Source organism: Mycobacterium sherrisii, assembly GCF_002102355.1.
GTDB classification, from domain to species: domain Bacteria; phylum Actinomycetota; class Actinomycetes; order Mycobacteriales; family Mycobacteriaceae; genus Mycobacterium; species Mycobacterium sherrisii.
Genome location: NZ_LQPT01000069.1, coordinates 1 through 24783 on the forward strand (window position 1 = coordinate 1; position 24783 = coordinate 24783).

Below are 24783 nucleotides of genomic sequence, written 5' to 3' on the forward strand. Positions count from 1 at the left end.
CCCCCGCCCGCCGCGGGCGCCGCGCTGGCCGCCACCCCGCCGGGCGCCGCGGCCGCCGCCGGTGCGGCCGCCGCCGCCGGAACCCCCGATGCCAGTGAACTCGCTTGTGCCGCAGCGCCGATCACCGGCTGCTGGGCGGTCAACGCGTGAGTCGCGGTGTGGGACGCGCCCAGCACGGGTTGCGCGGCCGCCTGCAGGGGCGCGGCGTTGAGCACTTCGGTGTCGGCGTACTGCGTCGCGCCACCGCTCATCAGCTGCACGAATTGTTCGTGGAACAGCGCCGCCTGGGCGCTGATCGCCTGATAGACCTGGGCATGCGCGCCGAACAATTGCGCGATGCTCGTCGACACCGCGTCCGCACCGGCGGCCTGGACAACTTGGGTGACACCAGCCGCTGCGGAATTCGCGTAGTTGATCGCGGTGCCGATTTTCGCCAGGTCTGATGCCGCGGCCGCCACATACTCCGGCGTCGCATTCACGTACGACATCCGAACCTCCCGGCCAAGCCCCGACGGTCAACTTCCCCGGCCGTCAATTTCAGACTGGACAAGCAGATCTTACCGGAATTTCGCAGATCAGGAATGCAGCTTCGACGTCGCTTCGCCGCCACCGAATGCACAAGACCCGGACTGCCGAAGCGGCGGTCCGGGCCCTGTGTTGACTCTCGAGCCGGTGACCCTACTTGTTGATCTTGACGACCCGGCCGGCGCCGACGGTGCGGCCACCCTCACGGATCGCGAACCGCAGACCCTCGTCCATGGCGACGGGCTGGATCAACTTGACCGAAATGTTGGTGTTGTCGCCGGGCATCACCATTTCGGTCCCTTCCGGCAGCGTCACGACACCGGTCACGTCCGTGGTGCGGAAGTAGAACTGCGGACGGTAGTTGTTGAAGAACGGCGTGTGCCGACCGCCCTCGTCCTTGGACAGGATGTAGACCTGACCCTCGAACTCGGTGTGCGGGGTGGTGGTGCCGGGCTTGGTGACAACCTGGCCGCGCTCGACGTCCTCACGCTTGATACCGCGCAGCAGCAAACCGACGTTGTCGCCTGCCTGGCCCTGGTCCAGCAGCTTGCGGAACATCTCCACACCGGTGACCGTGGTCTTGGTGCTGGTCGGGCGGATGCCGACGATCTCGACTTCCTCGTTGACGTTGATCATGCCACGCTCGACACGACCGGTGACGACGGTGCCACGACCGGTGATCGTGAACACGTCCTCCACCGGCATCAGGAACGGCTTGTCGGTCTCGCGGACCGGGTCCGGGATCGACTCGTCAACCGCGTCCATCAATTCCTCGACGCTCTTGACCCACTTCTCGTCGCCCTCGAGAGCCTTGAGCGCCGACACCCGCACCACGGGCGCCTCCTCGTCGAACTCCTGGGCGGCCAGCAGCTCGCGGACCTCCAGCTCGACGAGCTCGAGCAGTTCCTCGTCGTCGACGGCGTCGGCCTTGTTGAGGGCGACCAGGATGTAGGGCACGCCCACCTGACGGGCGAGCAGCACGTGCTCACGCGTCTGCGGCATCGGGCCGTCGGTGGCCGCGACCACCAGGATCGCACCGTCCATCTGGGCAGCGCCGGTGATCATGTTCTTGATGTAGTCGGCGTGGCCCGGGGCGTCGACGTGTGCGTAGTGACGCTTCTCGGTCTGGTACTCCACGTGGGAGATGTTGATCGTGATACCGCGCTGACGCTCCTCGGGCGCGTTGTCGATCTGGTCGAACGCGCGCGACTCGTTCAGGTCCGGGTACTTGTCGTGCAGAACCTTGGTGATCGCCGCGGTCAGTGTGGTCTTGCCGTGGTCAACGTGACCAATGGTCCCGATGTTGACGTGGGGCTTGGTCCTTTCAAACTTCGCCTTCGCCACTGTTGTGTCCTCCGACTGTGTTGGTGCTTCGTGAAAAGCAGTTTTGATGTTTTCAGCTGTGCCGCGGTAGTGACCGGGCCAGGTTACTCCCTGGCGTTTTACCGATCACCGCTTGGCTCGGTACGGGTGAGCCGGCGTTGACCGCTCACTCGCCCGTGGCCTTCGCAATGATCTCCTTCGACACGTTCGCCGGGACTTCGGCGTAGGAGTCGAACACCATGGAGTAGTTCGCCCGGCCTTGAGTCTTGGACCGAAGGTCGCCGACGTAGCCGAACATCTCCGACAGCGGCACGTGCGCCCGAACGACGCGCGCACCAGCCCGCTCCTCCATGGCCTGAATCTGGCCACGGCGGGAGTTCAGGTCACCGATCACGTCACCCATGTAGTCCTCGGGTGTGGTCACTTCGACCGCCATGATCGGCTCGAGGATCACCGGCTGGGCTTGCTGCGCAGCCTTTTTCAGCACCTGTGAACCTGCGATCTTGAACGCCATTTCCGAGGAGTCAACCTCGTGGTAGGCACCGTCGAGCAAGGTGACCTTCAGGTTCACCAGCGGGTAGCCGGCCAGCACGCCGTACTGCATGGCGTCCTGGGCGCCCGCGTCCACCGACGGGATGTACTCCCGGGGGATGCGCCCACCGGTGACCTTGTTCTCGAACTCATAGGTTGCACCGTCCTCGCCGGTGAACGGCTCGAGGTTGATGATCACCTTCGCGAACTGACCCGAGCCACCCGTCTGCTTCTTGTGGGTGAACTCGACGTTCTGCACGGACCGCTTGATGGTCTCCTTGTACGCCACCTGCGGCTTACCGACGTTGGCCTCGACCTTGAACTCGCGACGCATGCGGTCCACCAGGATGTCCAGGTGCAGCTCGCCCATCCCGCCAATCACGGTCTGGCCGGTCTCGGAGTCAAGGTGCACCTTGAAGGTCGGGTCTTCCTCGGCGAGCTTCTGGATCGACAGCGACAGCTTCTCCTGGTCGCTCTTCGTCTTGGGCTCGATGGCCACCTCGATGACCGGGTCGGGGAAGGTCATGGACTCCAGCACGACCTGGTCGTTCGGGTCGCTCAGGGTGTCACCGGTGGTGGTGTCCTTCAGACCGATCACCGCGTAGATGTGACCCGCCGAGGCCGTCTCCACCGGGTTCTCCTTGTTGGAGTGCATCTGGAACAGCTTGCCCAGCCGCTCCTTCTTGCCCTTGGTGGCGTTGATCACCTGGCTGCCGGAGTCGACCTTGCCCGAGTAGACGCGGACATAGGTCAGCTTGCCGAAGAACGGGTGCGTGGCCACCTTGAAGGCCAGCGCCGAGAACGGCTCGTCGGTCGACGGCTTGCGGACAACCTCGACGTCCTCCTTGCCGGGCGCATGGCCGACGGCCGGCGGCACGTCCAGCGGCGAGGGCAGATAGTCGATGACCGCGTCCAGCATCGGCTGCACGCCCTTGTTCTTGAACGCGCTGCCGCACAGCACCGGGTAGGCCTCCGAGCTGATGGTCAGCTTGCGGATGGCGGCCTTGATCTCGGCAACCGTGAGCTCTTCGCCGCCGAGGTACTTGTCCAGCAACGCCTCGTCGGTCTCGGCGACGGCCTCGAGCAGCTTGGTGCGGTACTCCTCGGCCCGCTCTTGCAGGTCGGCGGGGATGTCGACCACGTCGTACTTCTCCCCGAGCTTGGCCTCGGCACTCCAGACCTTGGCCTTCATCTCGACCAGGTCGACGACGCCTTCGAAATCACCCTCGGAGCCGACGGGCAGCTGAATCGGGATGACGTTGGCGCCCAACCGGTCTTCCATCGTCTTCACCGAGAAGTAGAAGTCGGCGCCGATCTTGTCCATCTTGTTGACGAAGCAGATGCGCGGGACGTCGTACTTGTCGGCCTGCCGCCACACCTGCTCGGACTGCGGCTCCACACCCTCCTTGCCGTCGAACACGGCAACGGCACCGTCGAGCACGCGCAGGCTGCGCTCCACCTCGACGGTGAAGTCGACGTGCCCGGGGGTGTCGATGATGTTGATCTGGTTGTCGTTCCAGAAGCAGGTGGTCGCGGCCGAGGTGATCGTGATACCCCGCTCCTGCTCCTGCTCCATCCAGTCCATGGTGGCGGCGCCGTCGTGCACCTCACCGATCTTGTAGCTGATACCGGTGTAGTAGAGAATGCGCTCCGTCGTCGTCGTCTTACCGGCGTCGATGTGCGCCATGATGCCGATGTTGCGGACCTTGGTCAGGTCGGTCAGCACGTCCTTCTGTGCCACAGAAGTCTTCCCACTCTTTCGATTGCGTAGTTAGTTCGCTGTCAGTTTGCGTCCGGCACCAGCGCCGGAGCTCTCACCAGCGATAGTGCGCAAAGGCGCGGTTGGCCTCGGCCATCTTGTGGGTGTCTTCCCGCCGCTTGACGGAAGCCCCGAGGCCATTGCTGGCATCCAGGATCTCGTTCGCCAGCCGCTCGATCATCGTTTTCTCCCGGCGCTGCCGTGAGAAACTGACCAGCCAACGCAGCGCCAGCGTGGTGGACCGGTCCGGCCGCACCTCGACGGGCACCTGGTAGGTCGCACCGCCGACGCGACGGCTGCGAACCTCTAGAGCTGGTTTGACGTTGTCCAATGCCCGCTTGAGCGTGATCACCGGATCGGTGCCGGTCTTGTCGCGGGCCTGTTCGAGCGCACCATAAACAATGCGTTCGGCCAGCGATTTCTTCCCCTGCAGCAGCACCTTGTTCACCAACTGGGTGACCAGCTGCGATCCGTAAACCGGGTCGTTGACCAGCGGGCGCTTCGGCGCGGGCCCCTTGCGCGGCATTAGCTCTTCTCCTTCTTGGCGCCGTAACGGCTGCGAGCCTGCTTGCGGTTCTTGACGCCCTGGGTGTCGAGCGAACCGCGGATGATCTTGTACCGCACACCGGGCAGGTCCTTCACACGACCACCGCGCACCAACACCATCGAGTGCTCCTGCAGGTTGTGGCCCTCGCCCGGGATGTAGGCGGTGACCTCGACCTGGCTCGTCAGCTTCACACGCGCGACCTTCCGAAGCGCCGAGTTCGGCTTCTTCGGCGTGGTGGTGTACACGCGGGTGCACACGCCACGACGCTGCGGGCTGCCCTTCAGGGCCGCGGTCTTGACCTTGGCGACCTTGTCGCGGCGACCCTTGCGGACCAGCTGCTGAATGGTTGGCATCTACCGGCTTTCTGTGTTCTGGGTCTTCTTAAGTCTCTGTACTGCAGTTATCCCCGGCCTTGGAGAACCTGACGTACCCCGCGGCCGGGCGTGTCGCACGCGCTCAGCACCGGATAAATCCGATGCGTGGTGGACATACGAATTAGCCCGGCATTCACTCCCTTACGTCAGGCGCCGTAAGCCGCCAGGCACGAGCTACCACAATACCCGCCGCCGGTCTGGCAGGTCAAAGCGAGTCTGGGACCCCGCCAACAGCCGGAACACCGCCCGTCCGTACGACCGTTCTTCCGACGTTCTTCCGAGCCGATCCGCGTTACGGCCCGGCCTGTGCACTTCGCCGGTCCAACCCCGTCGCCAGCCGCAACACCATATCGGTGAACAACGCATCGGTGTCGATGTCGTCCATCACGCCCGTCATTTCCAGCAGGACGAACCCGTGTAAGGCGGACCAGAACTCGAGCGCGGCGTAGAAGGCCTCCTCGCCGTCGAGACCGTAGGAGGACAGCACCGCGATCACCGGGGCGGCCGCGGCGCGGGTGGCCGCGGTGTATTCGGGGTCGTCGCCGCCCAGCGGCATCCGGGTGAACGCCGAGTACCGCCCGGGATGGTGGTGCGCGTAACTGCGGTAAGCGCCGGCCATGACCAGCACCGCGTCGTCGCGGGAGCGCCCCTCCCCGACCCGGTTGAGCATCGTGATGATGTCATCGATGACGCGGACCCGCACGGCGCGACGCAGGTCTTCCAGGCTGTCAACGTGATTGTAGAGCGAGGGCCCCTTGGTGCCCAGCTGCGTGGCGAGCGCATTGATGGTCAGCGAGTCCCAGCCTTCGCGGTCCAGGAACGTCAGTGCTCCGTCGACGATGCCGTCGCGGCTCAGCCTGGCCGGCCGGGATGGGGACCTCCCCGCCCTCGGACGCCCACCCACCGCCGGTGGTTCCGGGTGGACTGCCATGGCGACGCCCTTCGACGCGGTGATGAGGGAAATCAACTAATGACTCTAGTTGACGGAGCCGCTGATGGACGCCAACGGATCCGGGAGCGGCCGCGGTGGACCGCGGTTACCCCGGGCCAAATTATTTGCCATCGCGCCGGCGAATACACGTAGGCTCAGTCCAGCACACACCCGCAGACGCGAAGGGGGCCTCGCGGTGCACTGGAGAACCGCTGCCGGGTCGCTCGCAACCTGTGTCATCGCGATCATCGCCGCGATCGCCGCGCCCCCGACCGCGCGGGCCAAGAACGGCGATACCCACATCATCGGCGAGGGCAGCGAGCAAACCATCGACTGCAACGACGGGACGCTGTACGTCAACGGCACCCGCAATTCCGTCAACGCGTTGGGCAACTGCTGGGCGGTGACGGTCATGGGGTCGGGCAACACTGTCATCGCCGACTCGGTTACGCACGACATCACCGTCTACGGCTACGACCAGACCGTCTTCTTTCACAACGGATCGCCGATCCTCTGGGACCGCGGTCGCGAACTGGGAATGACCAACCGGCTGCAGCAGGTACCCGCCTGACCTGTAGCCGCCGCACCGAGGAGGGGAACATGCGCGTCCACGTCAGCGACCGTTCGATCAGGCTTGCGGCCCTCGGCCTGGCGCCGGCTCTCGCGGTCGCCGTGCTGGCCGGCTGCAGTTCGACCGCCAACCCGCCCGGCGGCCCCAGCACGACGAGCAGCTCCACCACCACGACGACGACCGGCGCTGCCGTCACGACAACCGGGCCGAGCAGCGAATCCACCACGGCCTCAGTCGAAATCGGCAACACCCTGAACTACGGCTCGATGGGCACCACGGCCACGCTCGACTGCGCCGCCGGCAAGTCGCTGAACGTGGCCGGTTCCAACAACACGCTGACGGTCACCGGCACCTGCGCGACCGTGAGCGTCGGCGGGGCGAACAACAAGATCACCATCGACAAGGTGGACACCCGGATCAGCGTGCTGGGCCTGGACAACACCATCACCTACAAGGACGGCGATCCCAAGGTCGACAACCTCGGGTCCGGCAACACCATCAGCAAGGGCAGCTGACTACGTCGCCGACGCGCCATGCCGGCCGGCACCGGCGGCGAAGCGCCCGGCACCCTCGTTGGCTTCCGCCGCGACCTTGGCGATGCTGGCGAACTCTTGATCGATCGCCGCGGACTCGGGCAATCCCCACTGATGCAGCGCCGACAGCCGATCAGCCCGCAGACACTGCTGTGGAAGCGCGGCCAGCTCGGCGGCCAGCTGTTCGGCCGCTTGTCGCGCTTGCCCTTTCGGGACAACCCGATTGGCCAATCCCATGGCCAGGGCTTCGTCGGCCTTGACCGCCCGGCCGGTGAGGATCAGGTCCAACGCCCTGCTCTGACCGATCAGCCGTGGCAGCCGCACGGTGCCACCGTCGATCAGCGGCACCCCCCAGCGTCGGCAGAACACGCCAAATACGGCGTCCTCCTCGGCCACCCGTAGGTCGCACCAGATGGCCAACTCCAGACCGCCCGCGACGGCGTAACCGCTCACCGCGGCGATCACCGGCTTGGACAACACCATCCGCGACGGTCCCATCGGACCCGGCCCGGTCCGGTGCACCGCGTTAGCCTGCGGCGTGCCGAAGGCCTTCAAATCTGCTCCCGCGCAGAAGGTTCCGCCCTCGCCCCACAGCACCGCCACCGACGCGGAATCGTCGCGCTCGAACTCCGCGAAGGCCGCGTACAGCGCGATCGCGGTCGGCCCGTTGACCGCGTTGCGCGCCTCGGGCCGGTTCAGGATCACCGTCGTCACCGGGCCATCGCGCTCTACCCGCACCGCATCACTCATGTTGCCTCCAGGAGTTGAGTTGTGTCGCGTCGCTCGAGCAGTTCGGTCGCGAAGTCGTGGTAGACGGCGCGCAGTGGCGCGCCCGGCCAGTCGTCGGGCAGCAGTTCGGCCGGCAGCATCGGATCGGTCAGCAGGTGACGCACGATCGCGGCGGCCACCACGAAACGCCCCGGAACGTCGGTGGTGTCGGCCATCTCGTCCAGCAGCCGGCGACCGTCCGCCGCCCAGCCGGGCAGGTCCCATAGCTGGGCGGCGAGCTGCTCGGGGGCGGCGTCGCGCGCGCTGAGCACCCGGACCCGGTCGGCGACGTCGGGTTCGAGGTCGAGATCGAGGTTGTCGGGCCGCATCCACACGCCCTCGCGTAGTTCTCCGAAACGCTTGCGGTGCATACTGTTTCGCTGTGCGGCGCGGGTTCGGGCGTCGGTGCCCACGCTGGTGACGATCACGACGTGCCAGTCCCCGCGCCACGGCCGCGTCCGGGGCCGCATCGCCTCGTCCTGGCGGCGCTGACGCGCCAGCAGCCGATCGGAGAGGCGGTAGCCGTCGGCCGAGCGGATCAGGTCACCGGCACCGACCATGCGGGTCAGCGCAACCCGCAGCGTGCTCTCCTTGATGCCGAAATCGGCCGTCAGCCTGATCAAGTCACTCGCGGTCGCCCATGCCGGGTGCGCGCCCAGCAGGACGCTGAGCACCACCGAGCGTGCCGTTAGGTTGGCCATGGCTACACCCCGGAGGCACGTCGGCCGTAATCGCCGAACGGCTCGTCGCGGTGGCGCACCGCCTCGCGGAAGCCGTGTTCGACCGAGTCGGCGACGAAGTCGTGCCCCTCCGGCGTATGCCGGGCGATACCGTCGAACACCGTGCTGACCATCCGGCTGCTGGCCACACCCTGTTGCAGCAGAGCGGAATTCAGCGCGAGCTTCACCATGATCAGCTGGTTGACCGGCACCGCGGCAATCCGCTCCACCAGCCGTTCGGTGCGCTCGTCGAGATCCTCGGGATCGGGCGCCTCGACGGCCAGGCCCCATTCGGCGGCCTGTGCGCCGGTGATGGAGTCACCGGTGAACAGCAGGCGTTTGGCGCGCTGGTCGCCGAGCCGATGCGCCCACAGGCCGGCGGCCGGGACACCCCACACCCGGGTGGGCGGGTAACCGATCTTGGCGTCGGCGGCGGCTATCACCTGGTCGGCATGCAACGCGATGTCGGTGCCCCCGGCGACGCAGTATCCGTGGATCTTGACCACCGTGGGCTTGTCCGCGTGCATCAGGCTAGAAAACCCACGTACGAAACGGCTCATCATCTGGTAGTCGATCATCGGATCCCACGGCTGGTTCGGCAGATGGTTGACCGCCTGGGTTTTCCCGTCCAGCACGGTGCCGGCGTAGGCGCCGGTTCCACCCGCCGAGCCGGTGCCGTCGGCGTAGGCGGACAGATCGAAGCCGGCGCAAAACCCTTCGCCACGACCGGAAACCAGGATGACGTGCACGCCGGGATCGAGGTCGGCCCGCTCCACGAGTGCGGAGAGCTCCAGCGGAGTGTCCGCGACGATCGCGTTGCCCTTCTCCGGCCGGTTGAAGGTGATCCGTGCAACCCGGCCGGTGACCTCGTAGGTCATCGTCTTGAGGTTGTCGAAGTCGACCGGCCTGATTGAGTAGGTCATCCCTTAACTAGAGCACGCTCCAGGATCGGCGCCAGATCCAGTCCGGTCGGCATGGTGCCGAAGGCACCGCCCCATTGACCGCCCAGCCTGGTGGCCAGGAAGGCCTCCGCGACCGCGGGGTGGCCATGGCGGACCAGCAGCGAACCCTGCAACGCCAGGCAGATGTCCTCGGCGACCTTGCGGGCCCGGTATTGGATGGTGTCCAGGTCGCTCAGGTCTTGGCGCAACTGGCCGACGTGACGACCCAGCCGCGGGTCCGCTGCGGTGCTCTCGTCGAGTTCGGCAAACAGCACCTCGATGCATTCCGGACGAGTTGCCATGGCGCGCAAGGTATCCAGCGCGCTGACGTTGCCGGAGCCTTCCCAGATGCCCATCAGCGGGGCCTCGCGGAACAGCCGTGGCATGCCGGAGTCCTCGACATAGCCGTTGCCGCCCAGGCATTCCAGCGCCTCGGCGGCGTGCGGGGTGGCACGCTTGCAGACCCAGTACTTGCTGGCCGCCAGGCCGATGCGGCGCAGCAGGGTTTCGGTTTGGTCGCCGCGCAGCGCTTTGTCGGTGGCACCGGCCATCCGTATCGCGACGATGGTCGCGGCCTCGGCCTCGACGGCCAGGTCCGCCAGCACGTTGCGCATCAGCGGCTGGTCAATCAGATAGGCGCCGAAGGCCTTCCGGTGCTGGGCGTGATGGATCGCACGGGTCAGGCCGGTGCGCATGCTGGTGGCGCTGCCCAGGGTGCAGTCCAGCCGGGTGAGGTTGACCATCTCAATGATGGTCGGCACGCCGCGGCCCTCCTCCCCCACCAGCCAGGCGATGGCACCGTCGTACTCCACCTCGCTCGACGCGTTGGCGTGGTTGCCGAGCTTGTCCTTGAGTCGCTGCAAGAACATTCGGTTGCGGCTGCCGTCGGGCAGAACTCGCGGCAGCATGAAGCACGACAGCCCGCCCGGGGCCTGCGCAAGCACCAGGAAGATGTCGCACATCGGCGCCGAGGTGAACCACTTGTGACCGGTCAGGCTGTAGCTGCCGTCCGCATTAGGGGTGGCCTGGGTGGTGCCGGCGCGCACGTCGGAACCGCCCTGCTTCTCGGTCATCGACATGCCGGCGGTGATGCCGGCTTTCGTGGTCGCCAGCTTGAGCTCCGGGTCGTACTTTCGGCTGGTGAGCAGCGGCTCGTACACGGCCGCCAGGTCGGGGTTATAACGCAGCGCCGGGACCACGGCGTAGGTCATGGAAATGGGGCAGGTGTGGCCCGGTTCGATGTTCCAGACCGACATCTTGGCGGCGCGCACCACATGGGCGCCGGGCCGGTCGTCGGCCCAGGGGGCGGCGTGCAGGCCGTGAGCAATCGCCGCACGCATCAGTTCGTGGTAGGCCGGGTCGTATTCCACCTCGTCGACGCGGTACCCGTACTTGTCGTGGGTGTGCAGAACGGGCCGGTGCCGGTCGGCCAGCTCGCCCCACCGCTGCGCCTCGTGGGTGCCCGCCAGCGCGCCAACCTGATTGACCTCGTCGAGCCCCCACTGTCCGCCCTCGCGGATCAGCGCCTCGGTGAGCACGGCGCAGGACGCGGGGTTGTAGTTCTCCAGCGGCGGGACCTGGTTGGTGACGACATGGGTGTCTGACATGCCACCCATATTACATTTTTTCAACAGTCGCACAAGAGGTGTAATACGTCCTCTCAGTCGCTGCTGGTGCGCTCCCGCAGGAAGGCGATGTCGTCCTTGCGGCCCTCGTCGGCGGTCTCGCAGATCACCGGCGCGTCCGCGGCTTTGACCGTGGCGACCAACAACTCGGGATCGATTTTCCCGGTGCCGAAGTTCGCGTGCCGGTCGGCGCCCGACCCCGCGGCGTCGCGCGAGTCGTTGCAGTGCACCAGGTCGATGCGCCCGGTCAGGGCCTTGATCCGGTCGACCGCGTCGACCAGTGCCTCACCGGCGGCCCAGGCATGACAGGTGTCCAGGCAGAAGCCAATTCCCTTGTCGCCGATGTGATCCCACAATCTGCCGATCGTGTCGAAATAGCGGGCCATAGCGTGGTCCCCGCCTGCGGTGTTCTCCAGGTAGACCGGGACGTCGGTTTGCAGATAGTCCAGTGCCTTGACCCACCGCTGGTAGCCGGCCTCCATGTCGTTGTCGTCGGCGTGGCCGCCGTGCACGATCACCGCCGTCGCGTTGATTTCCGCCGCGGCGTCACAGGTGTCCTGCAGGATCTTGCGCGACGGAATACGGACGCGGTTGTTGGCCGAGGCGACGTTGATCAGGTACGGCGCGTGGACGTACAGCGGCATGCTCGACGCCTTCAGCACCTCGGCGTCGTGGCGGGGTTTCGGCTTTTTCCAGCTCTGCGGGTTGCTGAGGAAGAACTGCACGACGTCGGCGCCGTCGGCTTGCGCGGCGGCCAGCGGGTCGTCATTGCGGACGTGCGAACCGATAAGCACGGTGGCCAGTCTAGTGAGCGTGGCGACGGCCCGACGCCCGCCGAGCGTGAAGGTGGCTTCACGCTCGGGCGCGAACGTGAAGTTAGCTTCACGCTCGGCGACGGGTGAGGGGCCACGCACGAAAAAAGCCCCGGGCAACCCGGGGCTTTTTTCGTTGTGTGTTTACCGGTAGTCGCTGTAGCCGTAGTCGTCCAGCGGAACCGCGGCACCGGTGGCCTGGCCGAAGTCCGGGCTGTAGTACTGATCCTCGTAGGACGGGATCGTGTACGCCGCGGCCCGGGCCTCTTCGGTCGGCTGCACCTGGATGTTGCGGTACCGGTTGATGCCGGTACCGGCCGGGATCAGCTTTCCGATGATCACGTTCTCCTTGAGACCGTTGAGCTTGTCGCTGCGGCAGTTGATCGCCGCATCGGTCAGCACTCGCGTGGTCTCCTGGAACGACGCCGCACTCAACCACGAGTCCGTGGCGAGGCTCGCCTTGGTGATACCCATCAGCACCGGACGGCCGGCCGCGGGCTCGCCGCCCTCGGCGACCACCCGACGGTTCTCCGCCTCGAACTCCGCACGGTCGATCAGCGAACCCGGCAGGAACTCGGTCGCGCCGGAGTCGATGATGGTGACGCGGCGCAGCATCTGGCGAACGATCACCTCGATGTGCTTGTCGTGGATGGACACACCCTGTGCGCGGTAGACCTCCTGGACCTCGCGGACCAAGTGGATCTGCACCTCGCGGGGGCCCTGCACGCGCAGCACCTCGTGCGGGTCGGCCGAGCCTTCCATCAGCTGCTGGCCCACCTCGACGTGGTCGCCGTCGGACAGCACTCGTTCGGAACCGTCTTCGTGCTTGAACACACGCAGCCGCTGCCGCTTGGAGAGCTTGTCGTAGACGACTTCCTCGCCGCCGTCGTCGGGAATGATGGTGATCTTGTAGAAGCGGTCGCCGTCCTCGAGCTGGACCCGCCCGGTGACGTCGGCGATCGGCGCCTTGCCGCGCGGCACCCGAGCCTCGAACAGCTCCTGCACCCGCGGCAGACCGCCGGTGATGTCCTCACCGACACCACCCTGGTGGAAGGTACGCATGGTCAGCTGCGTGCCGGGCTCACCGATGGACTGTGCGGCCACGATGCCGACGGCCTCGCCGATGTCGACCAGCTTGCCGGTCGCCATCGAACGCCCGTAGCAGGTCGCGCACACACCGGTACCGGTGGTGCAGGTCAGCACCGACCGCACCTTGACCTGCGTGATACCCGCGGCCAGCAGAGCCTCGATCTCCGGGTCGCCCAGATCCTCACCGCGAGCGACGACGACGTTGCCCGCCTCGTCGACCGCGTCGGCACCCAAAGTCCGTGCGTACGCCGAGGTTTCGATGTACGGGTCACGGATCAGGCTGCCATCCGGCTGACGCTCGGCCAGCTCGACGATGATGCCGCGCTCGGTCTGGCAGTCGTGTTCGCGCACGATGACATCCTGGCTCACGTCCACCAGACGACGGGTCAGGTACCCGGAGTCGGCGGTACGCAATGCGGTGTCTGCCAAGCCCTTTCGAGCACCGTGGGTGTTGATGAAGTACTCCAGCACGGTCAGGCCCTCGCGGAACGACGACTTGACCGGACGCGGGATGAACTCACCCTTCGGGTTGGTCACCAGACCCTTCATGCCGGCCAGCGTCCGGGTCTGGGTGAAGTTACCCGTGGCGCCCGAATCGACGATCGTGATGATCGGGTTGTCGCTGGGGTAGTGCTCGCGCAGCGCCTTACCGACCTCGTCGGTCGCTTCCTTCCAGATCTCCACCAGCGCCTCGTTGCGCTCGTCGTGGTTCAAAGCACCACGCTGGAACTGCTTTTCGACCTTGTCGGCGCGGTCCTCGTAGTGGTCGAGGATCTCCTTCTTGCGGGGCGGCACCAACACGTCGGCCATCGAGACCGTGACACCGCTGCGGGTCGCCCAGTAGAAACCGGCGTCCTTGAGCTTGTCCACGGTCTGCGCGACGACGATCATCGGGTAGCGCTCGGCCAGATCGTTGATGATGGCGGCCTGCACCTTCTTGTGCATCTGCTTGTTCACGAACGGGTAGCCCAGCGGCAGCAGCTCGTTGAACAGCACCCGGCCCAGGGTGGTCTCGGCCATCCAGGCATCGCCTGCCTGCCAACCGTTTTGGCCGAACAGCTCGGCCTCGATCTCGGCGGGCGGACGCAGCTGCGTCAACCGGACCTTGATCTTGGCCCGCACCGAGAGCACACCGCGGTCCGACGCCATGATGGCCTCGGCCGGCGAAGAGTACACCCCGACCTCCGGCTGATCCTTGGCCGCCGGCTGATATTCGCCGTCGGCGCCGGCCACCTCGGTGGTCAGGTAGTACAGACCGGTCACCATGTCCAGACGCGGCATGGCCAACGGCCGGCCGGACGCGGGCGACAGGATGTTGTTACTCGACAGCATCAGGATGCGAGCCTCGGCCTGCGCCTCGGCGCTCAGCGGCAGGTGCACCGCCATCTGGTCGCCGTCGAAGTCGGCGTTGAACGCCTCACACACCAACGGGTGCAGCTGAATGGCCTTGCCCTCCACCAGCATTGGCTCGAAGGCCTGGATACCCAACCGGTGCAGGGTGGGTGCGCGGTTCAGCAGCACCGGGTGCTCGGCGATGACCTCTTCGAGGACATCCCACACCTGGGGACGCTGACGCTCGACCATGCGCTTGGCGCTCTTGATGTTCTGCGCGTGGTTCAGGTCGACCAGCCGCTTCATCACGAACGGCTTGAACAGCTCCAGCGCCATCAGCTTGGGCAGACCGCACTGGTGCAGCTTGAGCTGCGGACCGACCACGATGACCGAACGACCGGAGTAGTCGACGCGCTTGCCGAGCAGGTTCTGGCGGAACCGACCCTGCTTACCCTTGAGCAGATCCGAGAGCGACTTGAGCGGACGGTTACCCGGCCCGGTGACCGGACGGCCGCGGCGGCCGTTGTCGAACAGCGCGTCGACCGACTCCTGCAGCATCCGCTTCTCGTTGTTGACGATGATCTCGGGCGCGCCGAGGTCGATCAGCCTCTTGAGGCGGTTGTTGCGGTTGATCACGCGGCGGTACAGGTCGTTGAGGTCGCTGGTCGCGAACCGGCCACCGTCGAGCTGCACCATCGGGCGCAGCTCCGGCGGGATCACCGGCACCGCGTCGAGCACCATGCCCATCGGCGAGTTGCCCGACTGCTGGAACGCCGCAACCACCTTCAGCCGCTTCAGAGCACGAAGCTTCTTCTGCCCCTTGCCATTACGGATGACGTCGCGCAGCATCTCGGCTTCGGCGTCGATGTCGAAGTTCTCGATCAGCTTCTGAATCGACTCCGCGCCCATGGCGCCGGTGAAGTACTCGCCGTAGCGGTCCACCAGCTCGCGGTAAAGGTTCTCGTCGACGATCAGCTGCTTGGGAGCCAGCTTGGTGAACGTCGTCCAGATGTCCTCCAGCCGGTCCAACTCACGCTGGGCGCGGTCGCGGATCTGCCGCATCTCGCGCTCCCCGCTGTCCCGAACCTTGCGTCGCGCATCGGCTTTCGCGCCCTCGGCCTCCAGCTCGGCCAGGTCGGCCTCCAGCTTCTGGGCTCGGGCCTCCAGGTCGGCGTCGCGCCGGTCCTCAACACCTTTGCGCTCCACCACCATTTCGGCCTCGAGCGTGGACAGCTCGTTGTGCCGCATCTCCTCGTCGACCGAGGTGATCACGTAGGCCGCGAAGTAGATGATCTTCTCGAGATCCTTCGGCGCCAGATCCAGCAGGTAGCCCAGCCGGCTCGGCACACCCTTGAAGTACCAGATGTGCGTGACCGGTGCGGCCAGCTCGATGTGGCCCATCCGCTCGCGACGCACCTTGGCGCGAGTCACCTCGACGCCGCACCGCTCGCAGATGATGCCCTTGAAGCGCACGCGCTTGTACTTACCGCAGTAGCACTCCCAGTCGCGAGTCGGTCCGAAGATCTTCTCGCAGAACAGGCCGTCCTTCTCCGGCTTCAGCGTGCGGTAGTTGATCGTCTCCGGCTTCTTGACCTCGCCGTAAGACCATTGCCTGATGTCCTCCGCGGTCGCCAAACCGATACGGAGTTCATCGAAGAAGTTGACGTCGAGCACGTAACTCCCTTTCCCCTTGCGGGTTTAGTAACGATGTAATGCCAGGTCCGCTAAGCAAGATCCTCGACGGACGCAGATTCGTTGCGCGACAAGTTGATTCCCAGGTTCGCCGCTGCCCGCTCAAGATCCTCGTCTTCGCCTTCGCGCAGCTCGATCGCCGCGCCGTCGGAAGAGAGCACCTCGACGTTGAGGCACAGCGACTGCAGCTCCTTCAGCAGCACCTTGAACGACTCGGGAATGCCCGGCTCGGGGATGTTCTCGCCCTTGACGATCGCCTCGTACACCTTGACCCGGCCGACGGTGTCGTCGGACTTGATGGTCAACAGCTCCTGCAGCGTGTACGCGGCGCCGTAGGCCTGCATGGCCCAGCACTCCATCTCACCGAATCGCTGCCCACCGAACTGCGCCTTACCACCCAACGGCTGCTGGGTGATCATCGAGTACGGGCCGGTGGACCGCGCGTGAATCTTGTCGTCCACCAGGTGGTGCAGCTTCATGATGTACATGTAGCCAACGGTCACCGGGTACGGGAACGGTTCGCCACTGCGGCCGTCGAACAGCACTGCCTTGCCGTCGGCGTCCACCATCACGTTGCCGTCGCGGTTGGGCAGCGTGCAGGACAGCAGACCCTGCAGCTCCTCCTCCTTGGCGCCGTCGAACACCGGGGTCGAGACGATCTGGTCCGGCTGCGCGTGCCGCAGGTCCTCCGGCAGGTTCGCCGCCCAGTCGGGCGTGCCCTCGATGTTCCAGCCGGCCTTGGCGACCCACCCAAGGTGGGTTTCCAAGATCTGGCCGATGTTCATCCGTCGCGGCACACCGTGGGTGTTCAGGATGATGTCGACGGGAGTGCCGTCCGGCATGAACGGCATGTCCTCGACCGGCAGGATCTTGCCGATGACGCCCTTGTTGCCGTGCCGTCCGGCCAGCTTGTCACCATCGGAGATCTTGCGCTTCTGGGCCACGTAGACGCGGACCAGCTCGTTGACACCGGCCGGCAGCTCGTCGTCGTCCTCGCGGGAGAACACGCGGATGCCGATCACCTTGCCGGACTCGCCGTGTGGCACCTTCAGCGAGGTGTCGCGGACTTCGCGGGCCTTCTCACCGAAGATCGCCCGCAGCAGCCGCTCCTCCGGGGTCAGCTCGGTCTCACCCTTCGGGGTGACCTTGCCGACCAGGATGTCGCCGTCGCGAACCTCGGCGCCGATGCGCACGATGCCCCGCTCGTCCAGGTCCGCGAGCACCTCGTCGGAGACGTTCGGGATGTCCCGGGTGATCTCCTCGGCGCCCAGCTTGGTGTCGCGGGCATCGATCTCGTGCTCTTCGATGTGAATCGAGGTGAGCACGTCCTCTTCAACCAGCCGGTTGGACAGGATGATCGCGTCCTCGTAGTTGTGGCCTTCCCACGGCATGATCGCCACCAGCAGGTTCTTGCCCAGGGCCATCTCACCGTTTTGGGTGCAGGGACCGTCGGCGATGACCTGGCCGGCCTCGACGCGGTCGCCCGCATCGACGATCGGCGACTGGTTGGCACAGGTGCCGTGGTTGGACCGGGCGAACTTGCGCATCCGGTAGGTGTGGCGGGTGCCGTCGTCGGCCATCACGGTGATGTAGTCGGCGGACACCTCCTCGATCACCCCGGACTTGTCGGCGACGACGACGTCGCCGGCGTCGATCGCGGCGCGCAACTCCATGCCGGTACCCACCAGCGGCGCCTCGCTGCGCACCAGTGGAACCGCCTGGCGCTGCATGTTGGCACCCATCAGGGCGCGGTTGGCGTCGTCGTGCTCGAGGAACGGAATCATCGCCGTGGCGACCGACACCATCTGGCGCGGCGACACGTCCATGTAGTCCACCTCGGACGACGGCACGTACTCGACCTCACCCGCCTTGCGGCGAACCAACACGCGCGACTCTTCGAAGCGGCCGTCCGCGTCGATCGGCGAGTTGGCCTGTGCCACGACGTGGCGGTCCTCCTCGTCGGCGGTCAGGTACTCGATCTCGTCGGTGACCACCCCGTCGACAACCTTGCGGTAGGGCGTCTCGATGAACCCGAACGGGTTGACCCGCGCGTACACCGACAGCGACCCGATCAGGCCGATGTTCGGACCCTCCGGGGTCTCGATCGGACACATCCGGCCGTAGTGCGACGGGTGCACGTCACGGACCTCGAGGCCGGCACGCTCACGGGACAGACCACCCGGTCCCAGCGCCGACAGCCGGCGTTTGTGGGTGAGCCCGGACAGCGGGTTGTTCTGGTCCATGAACTGCGACAGCTGGCTGGTGCCGAAGAACTCCTTGATCGCCGCCACGACCGGACGGATGTTGATCAGGGTCTGCGGTGTGATGGCCTCGACGTCCTGAGTGGTCATCCGCTCGCGGACGACCCGCTCCATGCGTGACATGCCGACCCGGATCTGGTTCTGGATCAGCTCGCCCACGGTGCGCAGGCGACGGTTGCCGAAGTGGTCGATGTCGTCGGTCTCCACCGGCACCTCGACGCCGCCGGGGACGGTCATCGTCGGCTGGCCCTCGTGCAGGCGCACCAGGTACTCGATGGTGGCGACGACGTCTTCTTCGGTCAACGTCGAGCTCGTGATCGGCTCGCCGGCGTGCAGGCCCAGCTTCTTGTTGACCTTGTAACGGCCGACGCGGGCCAGGTCGTAACGCTTCTCCTTGAAGAACAGGTTCTCCAGCAGGGTCTGCGCGGACTCCTTGGTCGGCGGCTCGCCCGGACGCAGCTTGCGGTAGATGTCCAGCAACGCCTCGTCGGTGCCGGCGGTGTTGTCCTTCTCCAGCGTCGACATCATGATCTCGGAGAAGCCGAACCGCTCGGTAATCTGCTCGTTGGTCCAGCCCAGCGCCTTGAGCAGCACCGTAACCGGCTGACGCCGCTTGCGGTCGATGCGCACCCCGACGGTGTCGCGCTTGTCGACGTCGAACTCCAGCCACGCCCCGCGACTCGGGATCACCTTGACGCTGTGCAGCAGCTTCTCGGTCGACTTGTCGATCGTCTCGTCGAAGTACACCCCCGGCGAGCGGACCAGCTGGCTGACCACGACGCGCTCGGTCCCGTTGATGATGAACGTGCCCTTTTCGGTCATCATCGGGAAGTCACCCATGAAGACCGTCTGGCTCTTGATCTCACCGGTGTTGTTGTTGATGAACTCAGCCGTGACGAACAGCGGGGCCGCGTACGTCATGTCCTTGTCTTTGCACTCGTCCACCGGCGCCTTGACCTCGTCGAAGCGGGGGTCGGAGAACGACAGCGACATCGAGCCGGAGAAGTCCTCGATGGGCGACAGTTCGTACAGCACCTCTTCGAGACCACCAACCGGGTTGGGCTCGCCGCGAGCGGCGGCGATCTCGCGCCAACGCGGCGAGCCGATCAACCACTCAAAGGAGTCGGTCTGCACGTCGAGAAGCCCCGGAACCTCGAGCGGTTCGCGGAGCTTGGCGAAAGAAACTCGGTCAGGTGCTCCGGGCACGGAGTTGTTAGAACTAGAGGAATCCGTCTTGCTCTGGCGAGAATCTGCCAAGATGCATCCTTCCAGCACCTCGTGCGACTCACGAGAACCGGGGCCACCGGACCTGTTCGCCGCGAATTGTGTCGGTTATGCCGGCGAACGATCTACCCGAACCTCACGCGCGCAACTAAATAGCTGAGCTGCAGGAAGGGGCTCAGGCTAAGGACCACGGTGTCAAGTGGCGGGTGAGGGTGGGCAGGAAGTAGCCAGCGCAACGTCCAACAATAGCGCAGGCGCGCGCATTCCTCAACTACCCATTCGGCGGGTACCGGCGCTGGCAGGCGTCTCGAGTCTCCCGTGGGTACATGCTGCCCAACAGATTGACCTGTCCGCGCCCTTGTCGTCAAGAGGAACGCACCGCAAGTTGTGAGGAAATCTTGTGCCCCCAGATTCCTGGCGGTTCCCGGCGCGCGCGGCGAGAACCCGAGCCGGCCGCCGGGGCTGCGGGCGGATCGATTGGATGGTGGAGCCTGGTACTAGTCGCCGAACTCGTGCGCCTGGTACCGGTGGGTGCCCTCGAGGTCGTCGAGGATTGCCGCTTGTGCCTTCTTGGGCAGGGTGTGCAGCATCTCGCGCACGCGGGCTTGGCGGCGGGCCACGCCCTTGCGTTCGGGCATGCCCGGTGTCGCCGTGATCTGCGGTGGCACGCCCTCGATCTCTTCGGTGCCGCCGGCGTGGTGACCCTGGTCGAGCAGTGCCTGCTCTTCGGCCATGGTCGCCTCGTCTTTCTCCTCGGACATGCCGATCGGTCCGATGCGCCGGCCGTTGAGGAACTGACGCACCACCGGCTCGTCGCTGGTCAGCAGGACCTCGCGGGGGCCGAACATGACCAGGTGCTTGCGGAACAACATGCCGATGTTGTCCGGCACGGTGCGGGCGATGTTGATGTTGTGCGTGACGATCAGGATGGTCGCGTCGATCTGGGCGTTGATGTCCAGAATCAGCTGGCTCAGGTAGGCGGTACGGACGGGGTCCAGACCGGAGTCGGGCTCGTCGCACAGGATGATCTGCGGGTCCAGCACCAGGGCGCGGGCCAGGCCGGCGCGCTTGCGCATACCTCCGGAGATTTCACCGGGGAACTTCTTCTCGTCTCCGCCCAGACCCACCATCTCCAGCTTCTCCATGACGATGTCACGGATTTCGCTTTCCTTCTTTTTGGTGTGCTCGCGTAGCGGGAAGGCGGTGTTGTCGTAGAGGTTCATCGACCCGAACAGCGCACCGTCTTGGAATAGCACGCCGAACAGAGTCCGAATCTCGTAGAGCTCCTTGGCCGAGCATTCGATGATGTCGGTGCCGTCGATGACAATCGAGCCACGTTCCGGACGAAGGAGGCCGATAAGGGATTTCAAAAACACCGACTTACCGGTACCCGACGGACCCAGCAAAACGCTGACCTCCCCGGCGGGGATATCCAGGGTCACGTCTTCCCAAATCCTCGAGGATCCGAAGGACTTGGTCAGACCGCTGACCTCGATAGCGACGCCCATAGGAATCCTTCCGTCGACACCTGCTGCCACCTGCCCCTTTGTGTGGCTTGAGTCACTGTAGCGCAACCTCTAACCCGCACAGCAGTGGTTGTGCAGCACCGGAGCGAAAAATTAGCAGACTCGAGACCCCACCCTTGCTGGCAGGCTAACGGTCATCACAGCGGCGGTAAAGGGGTCAAACGGTCGGAGCCCAGTTGCCATGGAAGCCCATCGGTACGCGTTGCGGCAGGTGGACCGTGGCAACCGACTCGAGCGTCTGCGCGTCCAGCAACAACAATTGCCCTTCATCCCGGCCCCGGTGATAGCCATAACCCATCAGCACGCCGTCATCCTCGGCGCGGGTGCCCGTTGCGTTCGCCGGATTCGGTACAAAGGACATCTCGCCGAGCAAAAGGTCCGGGTCGAGGGCAGCAACCAAGGTGGATCCGGTCGCGTAGTCGTGCTTGTATAACGCGCTGGTCATTTCGGTCGTACCGCCGGATAGGTAGCCGCCGTCCAGGCCGACTGCATAGCCGAACCGGTGCCGACCGCCGAGCACGCTTTCGTCGATGCGCGGGAACTCCTGCGGCCGATCGTCGCGGCATTCGGTGGCGACCGTCCCGGTGGTCAGGTTGACGGTCCAGCGGTCCAGCACGGGACGGCTGTCGCCGGGCCCCCGCAAATCCCGGTCGAACATCCGGGCGTAGCGGATCACGTCCAGCACCAGCACCTCGGCCCCGTCACGCTGCTCCGAGTAGGCATTGAGGGGGTGGTAGACGTAGCAGGGCTCGATGTCGAACCACCGCACGGAGGTTGTGCCGGTGCCACCAGACTCGCGGGGCATCACCCCGATGCGCGCCGGGTAGTCGTCCTTCCAGCTGTAGGGCATTCGATGCATGGGCTGGCGATTGTTGTTGATCGTCGCCATGAGCGGGCTGGGGATGCGCACCCGGCCGAGCAGCGACTCCACCACGAGCCTGGCCGGTGCGCTCAGCCATCGGGGCACGTTGGCGGGCGCCACCTGGATGGGGTCGAATGTCACCGGCAGGTCGTAGACCACCACATATTTGTCGGTCAGTGAGAAGTCGTGCATCATCGGCGACCCGGTGACCTCGATGTCGACGGTGCGCCGCGCCCGCCCCGCGGTGTCGATCACCGAGTACTGCACCGTGCGCCCGCGCCCGAAGGAGTAGGACACCGCGTGCAGTTCGCCGGTGTGCGGGTCCCGGTGCGGATGGGCGGTGTAGCCACCGAACAAGGTTCCGTCGAAGTCGCACGGCCCCACCGTGTCCAACTCCTCGGTGAGCTCGTAGTTGGCACCGCCGCCCTCGACGAGCGCCAGCGTTCGCCCCGCGTGGCTGAGCACGTTGGTGTTGGGTCCGACCGACAGCATGCCGGCCCGCGGGTTGAGCCCGGTCGGGCGCGGCTCGCCCAGGGCGGCGCAGACGGGCGGCGTGCGGACCCATCGGTTGCGATACCAGCACGCCTTGCCGTCGCGCAACGCCACGCCGTGAATCATCGCGTCGCCGGTGAACCAGTGATAGGTCGCCGGGTCGACTTCGGCGGCCGGATTCGGCCCATTGCGCAGGTAGCGGCCGTTGAGGTGTTCCGGGATATGCCCGGTGACGTACAGATCCGTCGCCGTAACCTCGGCACTCACCGGCGCCAGGAAGTCCTCGAGATAGGGGTTTCGAGATTGCGCGATCTTCGTGGAATTCACGGCTGAGCTCCTATAACATTGATATTTCAGCGTTATCTGGACGGTACCCCGGTGCCACGACGATGGCAAGGTCTGCTAGAGAAGGTCTGCTAGAGAAGATTGGCAAGATGACTTCGGAGATTGGCCGCAGCGTTCGCGACGAGATGCTGCATGTGGCGGTGAACCTGCTCGACCACGACGGGCCCGACGCCCTGCAAACCCGGAAAATCGCTAGCGCCGCCGGGACGTCGACGATGGCGGTGTACACCCACTTCGCCGGCATGCGAGGTCTCATCGCGGCAGTGGCCGACGAGGGGTTACGGCAGTTCGACGCGGCGCTGACCGTGGCGCCGACCGAGGATCCGGTCGCTGACCTGTTCCGGGTCGGTGCGGCCTATCGGCGCTACGCGATCGAGCGACCGCACATGTATCGGCTGATGTTCGGCAGCACCAGCGCACACGGCATCAACGCTCCCGCGCACAACGTGCTGACGCTGACGGTCGCCGAGATCGAGCAGCACTACCAGAGCTTCGCGCACGTGGTGCGCGGCGTGCACCGGTGCATGGCGGCCGGGCGGATCGCCGTCGGGCGGGCGGACGACGACGCGACGGTGGTGGCCACCGCGGCCCAGTTCTGGGCATTGATCCACGGGTTCGTCATGCTCGAGCTCGCCGGCTACTACGGCGACGACGGCTCGGCCATCGCACCCGTTCTCAGCGCCATGACATCGAATTTGCTTGTGGCGCTGGGTGATTCACCGCAGCAAGTGGCCCAGTCGGTGAAGTCCGTGTCGTGACGCCTGAATGCACGAAACCCCCGGGAGTTGCCCGGGGGTTTGCGTGTGCAGCGAAACTACTTGACGGTGACGGTGGCGCCGGCGGCCTCGAGCTTGCTCTTGGCCTCGTCGGCAGCTTCCTTGGCGACCTTCTCCAACAGCGGCTTGGGAGCACCGTCGACCAAGTCCTTGGCCTCCTTGAGGCCCAGGCCGGAAACGATCTCGCGGACCACCTTGATCACGCCGATCTTCTTGTCGCCGGCGGACTCGAGGATGACGTCGAACTCCGACTGCTCCTCGGCGGCCTCGGCGGCACCACCACCGCCAGCACCGCCGGCACCGGCGGCGGCGACGGCGACCGGAGCGGCCGCGGTGACCTCGAAGGTCTCCTCGAACTTCTTCACGAAGTCGGAGAGCTCGAGCAGGGTCATTTCCTTGAACGCGTCAAGCAGGTCGTCGGTAGAAATTTTTGCCATGGTGTGAGTCCTTCCTGATTTGGGGTTTGGATTATTCGGCGTCAGCCGGGGTCTCGGCGGGAGCTTCCGATGCGGCAGCTTCGGGAGCGGTTTCTTCTGCAACCGTTTGCGCGGCGGGCGCCGCTTCGGCGGCCGACGCCGCAGCCGGTTCGGAAGCCTTCTTCTCCTGCAGGGCCGCCATCAGGCGGGCCATCTGCGACGCCGGCGCGTTGAACAGCCCGGCCGCCTTGGCCAGGTTGCCCTTCATCGCACCGGCCAGCTTGGCCAGCAGCACCTCGCGCGAATCCAGGTCGGCGATGCGCTCGACCTCGGCCACCGTCAGCGGGTGGCCATCCATGTAGCCACCCTTGATGACCAGCGCCTTGTTGTCCTTGGCGAAGGTCTTGATGGCCTTGGCGGCGTCCACGGGCTCGCCCTTGACGAACGCGATGGCCGTCGGGCCGACGAACAGCTCGTCGAGCCCCTCGATGCCCGCCTCCGTCGCCGCGCGCTTGATCAGCGTGTTCTTGGCCACGGTGTAGGTGGCCGAGCCCGCCAGCGAGCGGCGCAGCTCGGCCAGGTTGGCGACCGTCAGCCCGCGGTACTCGGTAATCACGGTCGCGGTTGAGGCGCTGAATTGCTCGGCGATGTCGGCAACGGCGGTGGCCTTGTCGGCTTTGGCCATGCATACCTCCTCGGTGAAAGTCACGGTTCGACGTGTCGTCTGTGATCACCCGAGGAACGACGAACGCCCCGGCGCAGGTAGCGGCACGGGGCGTGGAAATAACCGGCGCGAGCGCCGGCGATAC

The 24783-nt window shown here is 65.8% G+C and carries 20 protein-coding genes; 3 read left to right on the plus strand and 17 right to left on the minus strand.

Annotated features, from left to right (window positions below; genetic code table 11):
• From AWC25_RS10660 to AWC25_RS10685, 6 genes are all read right to left on the minus strand, one after another.
• The coding region (locus AWC25_RS10660; RefSeq protein ID WP_142278787.1) for a PE family protein at positions 1 to 488 on the minus strand (488 nt) is incomplete at its 3' end.
• Positions 489 to 678: 190 nt separating this feature from the next.
• Entirely contained in the window at positions 679 to 1869 is a 1191-nt protein-coding gene (gene tuf / locus AWC25_RS10665; protein ID WP_069399557.1) for an elongation factor Tu, read from the minus strand.
• Between the two features lie 145 nt (positions 1870 to 2014).
• The gene (gene fusA / locus AWC25_RS10670) at positions 2015 to 4120 is read right to left on the minus strand and encodes an elongation factor G (RefSeq protein ID WP_084229215.1); all 2106 of its coding nucleotides are present in this window, start codon (positions 4118 to 4120) and stop codon (positions 2015 to 2017) included.
• Between the two features lie 73 nt (positions 4121 to 4193).
• Complete coding sequence (gene rpsG, locus AWC25_RS10675) at positions 4194 to 4664, minus strand: 30S ribosomal protein S7 (protein WP_044509806.1); 471 nt, start codon at positions 4662 to 4664, stop codon at positions 4194 to 4196.
• On the minus strand, positions 4664 to 5038 hold the full coding sequence (rpsL, locus tag AWC25_RS10680; protein WP_007767794.1) for a 30S ribosomal protein S12: 375 nt from the start codon (positions 5036 to 5038) through the stop codon (positions 4664 to 4666). The genes rpsG and rpsL overlap by 1 nt, the downstream gene beginning before the upstream one ends.
• Before the next feature lie 313 nt (positions 5039 to 5351).
• Entirely contained in the window at positions 5352 to 5990 is a 639-nt protein-coding gene (locus AWC25_RS10685) for a TetR/AcrR family transcriptional regulator (RefSeq protein WP_069399658.1), read from the minus strand.
• Between the two features lie 196 nt (positions 5991 to 6186).
• On the opposite strand from AWC25_RS10685, the gene AWC25_RS10690 reads away from it, so the two are divergent.
• Both AWC25_RS10690 and AWC25_RS10695 read left to right on the plus strand, forming a co-directional pair.
• Positions 6187 to 6561, plus strand: a complete 375-nt coding sequence (locus AWC25_RS10690; RefSeq protein ID WP_069399558.1) for a DUF3060 domain-containing protein — start codon at positions 6187 to 6189, stop codon at positions 6559 to 6561.
• A 29-nt stretch (positions 6562 to 6590) separates the two neighbouring features.
• Positions 6591 to 7076, plus strand: a complete 486-nt coding sequence (locus tag AWC25_RS10695) for a DUF3060 domain-containing protein (protein ID WP_069399559.1) — start codon at positions 6591 to 6593, stop codon at positions 7074 to 7076.
• Here the strand turns inward: AWC25_RS10695 and AWC25_RS10700 are convergent, their stop codons facing one another.
• The 9 genes from AWC25_RS10700 to AWC25_RS10740 all read right to left on the minus strand — a co-directional run bounded on the left by AWC25_RS10700 (position 7077) and on the right by AWC25_RS10740 (position 22764).
• Positions 7077 to 7844: a crotonase/enoyl-CoA hydratase family protein gene (locus AWC25_RS10700; RefSeq protein ID WP_069399560.1), complete on the minus strand. Its 768-nt coding sequence runs from the start codon at positions 7842 to 7844 to the stop codon at positions 7077 to 7079. It abuts the gene before it with no gap.
• The gene (locus tag AWC25_RS10705) at positions 7841 to 8563 is read right to left on the minus strand and encodes a PaaX family transcriptional regulator C-terminal domain-containing protein (protein ID WP_069399561.1); all 723 of its coding nucleotides are present in this window, start codon (positions 8561 to 8563) and stop codon (positions 7841 to 7843) included. The genes AWC25_RS10700 and AWC25_RS10705 overlap by 4 nt, the downstream gene beginning before the upstream one ends.
• Before the next feature lie 2 nt (positions 8564 to 8565).
• Positions 8566 to 9504, minus strand: a complete 939-nt coding sequence (locus AWC25_RS10710; protein WP_069399562.1) for a crotonase/enoyl-CoA hydratase family protein — start codon at positions 9502 to 9504, stop codon at positions 8566 to 8568.
• The gene (locus AWC25_RS10715; RefSeq protein WP_069399659.1) at positions 9501 to 11129 is read right to left on the minus strand and encodes an acyl-CoA dehydrogenase family protein; all 1629 of its coding nucleotides are present in this window, start codon (positions 11127 to 11129) and stop codon (positions 9501 to 9503) included. The genes AWC25_RS10710 and AWC25_RS10715 overlap by 4 nt, the downstream gene beginning before the upstream one ends.
• A gap of 53 nt (positions 11130 to 11182) precedes the next feature.
• Positions 11183 to 11941: a deoxyribonuclease IV gene (locus AWC25_RS10720; protein WP_069399660.1), complete on the minus strand. Its 759-nt coding sequence runs from the start codon at positions 11939 to 11941 to the stop codon at positions 11183 to 11185.
• Between the two features lie 162 nt (positions 11942 to 12103).
• Entirely contained in the window at positions 12104 to 16054 is a 3951-nt protein-coding gene (locus tag AWC25_RS10725; RefSeq protein WP_085166756.1) for a DNA-directed RNA polymerase subunit beta', read from the minus strand.
• Positions 16055 to 16104: 50 nt separating this feature from the next.
• Complete coding sequence (rpoB, locus tag AWC25_RS10730) at positions 16105 to 19590, minus strand: DNA-directed RNA polymerase subunit beta (RefSeq protein ID WP_276048502.1); 3486 nt, start codon at positions 19588 to 19590, stop codon at positions 16105 to 16107.
• A gap of 464 nt (positions 19591 to 20054) precedes the next feature.
• Positions 20055 to 21065: an ABC transporter ATP-binding protein gene (locus tag AWC25_RS10735; protein WP_061558310.1), complete on the minus strand. Its 1011-nt coding sequence runs from the start codon at positions 21063 to 21065 to the stop codon at positions 20055 to 20057.
• 175 nt (positions 21066 to 21240) lie between these two features.
• The gene (locus tag AWC25_RS10740) at positions 21241 to 22764 is read right to left on the minus strand and encodes a carotenoid oxygenase family protein (RefSeq protein WP_085166757.1); all 1524 of its coding nucleotides are present in this window, start codon (positions 22762 to 22764) and stop codon (positions 21241 to 21243) included.
• A 107-nt stretch (positions 22765 to 22871) separates the two neighbouring features.
• On the opposite strand from AWC25_RS10740, the gene AWC25_RS10745 reads away from it, so the two are divergent.
• Entirely contained in the window at positions 22872 to 23540 is a 669-nt protein-coding gene (locus tag AWC25_RS10745; RefSeq protein ID WP_085166758.1) for a TetR/AcrR family transcriptional regulator, read from the plus strand.
• Between the two features lie 56 nt (positions 23541 to 23596).
• Here the strand turns inward: AWC25_RS10745 and rplL are convergent, their stop codons facing one another.
• A complete protein-coding gene (gene rplL / locus AWC25_RS10750) occupies positions 23597 to 23995 on the minus strand; it encodes a 50S ribosomal protein L7/L12 (protein WP_069399567.1) in 399 nt (132 codons plus the stop codon).
• Between the two features lie 31 nt (positions 23996 to 24026).
• A complete protein-coding gene (rplJ, locus tag AWC25_RS10755; protein ID WP_069399568.1) occupies positions 24027 to 24659 on the minus strand; it encodes a 50S ribosomal protein L10 in 633 nt (210 codons plus the stop codon).
• Between the last annotated feature and the right edge of the window lie 124 nt (positions 24660 to 24783).

Bases quoted from the DNA above. Each gene is read 5' to 3' on its own strand.
- rpsG (WP_044509806.1), bottom strand. From the start codon at position 4,664: ATGCCGCGCAAGGGGCCCGCGCCGAAGCGCCCGCTGGTCAACGACCCG.
- rpsL (WP_007767794.1), bottom strand. From the start codon at position 5,038: ATGCCAACCATTCAGCAGCTGGTCCGCAAGGGTCGCCGCGACAAGGTC.
- AWC25_RS10685 (WP_069399658.1), bottom strand. From the start codon at position 5,990: ATGGCAGTCCACCCGGAACCACCGGCGGTGGGTGGGCGTCCGAGGGCG.
- AWC25_RS10695 (WP_069399559.1), top strand. From the start codon at position 6,591: ATGCGCGTCCACGTCAGCGACCGTTCGATCAGGCTTGCGGCCCTCGGC.
- AWC25_RS10700 (WP_069399560.1), bottom strand. From the start codon at position 7,844: ATGAGTGATGCGGTGCGGGTAGAGCGCGATGGCCCGGTGACGACGGTG.
- AWC25_RS10705 (WP_069399561.1), bottom strand. From the start codon at position 8,563: ATGGCCAACCTAACGGCACGCTCGGTGGTGCTCAGCGTCCTGCTGGGC.
- AWC25_RS10710 (WP_069399562.1), bottom strand. From the start codon at position 9,504: ATGACCTACTCAATCAGGCCGGTCGACTTCGACAACCTCAAGACGATG.
- AWC25_RS10715 (WP_069399659.1), bottom strand. From the start codon at position 11,129: ATGTCAGACACCCATGTCGTCACCAACCAGGTCCCGCCGCTGGAGAAC.
- AWC25_RS10735 (WP_061558310.1), bottom strand. From the start codon at position 21,065: ATGGGCGTCGCTATCGAGGTCAGCGGTCTGACCAAGTCCTTCGGATCC.
- AWC25_RS10745 (WP_085166758.1), top strand. From the start codon at position 22,872: ATGACTTCGGAGATTGGCCGCAGCGTTCGCGACGAGATGCTGCATGTG.
- rplL (WP_069399567.1), bottom strand. From the start codon at position 23,995: ATGGCAAAAATTTCTACCGACGACCTGCTTGACGCGTTCAAGGAAATG.
- rplJ (WP_069399568.1), bottom strand. From the start codon at position 24,659: ATGGCCAAAGCCGACAAGGCCACCGCCGTTGCCGACATCGCCGAGCAA.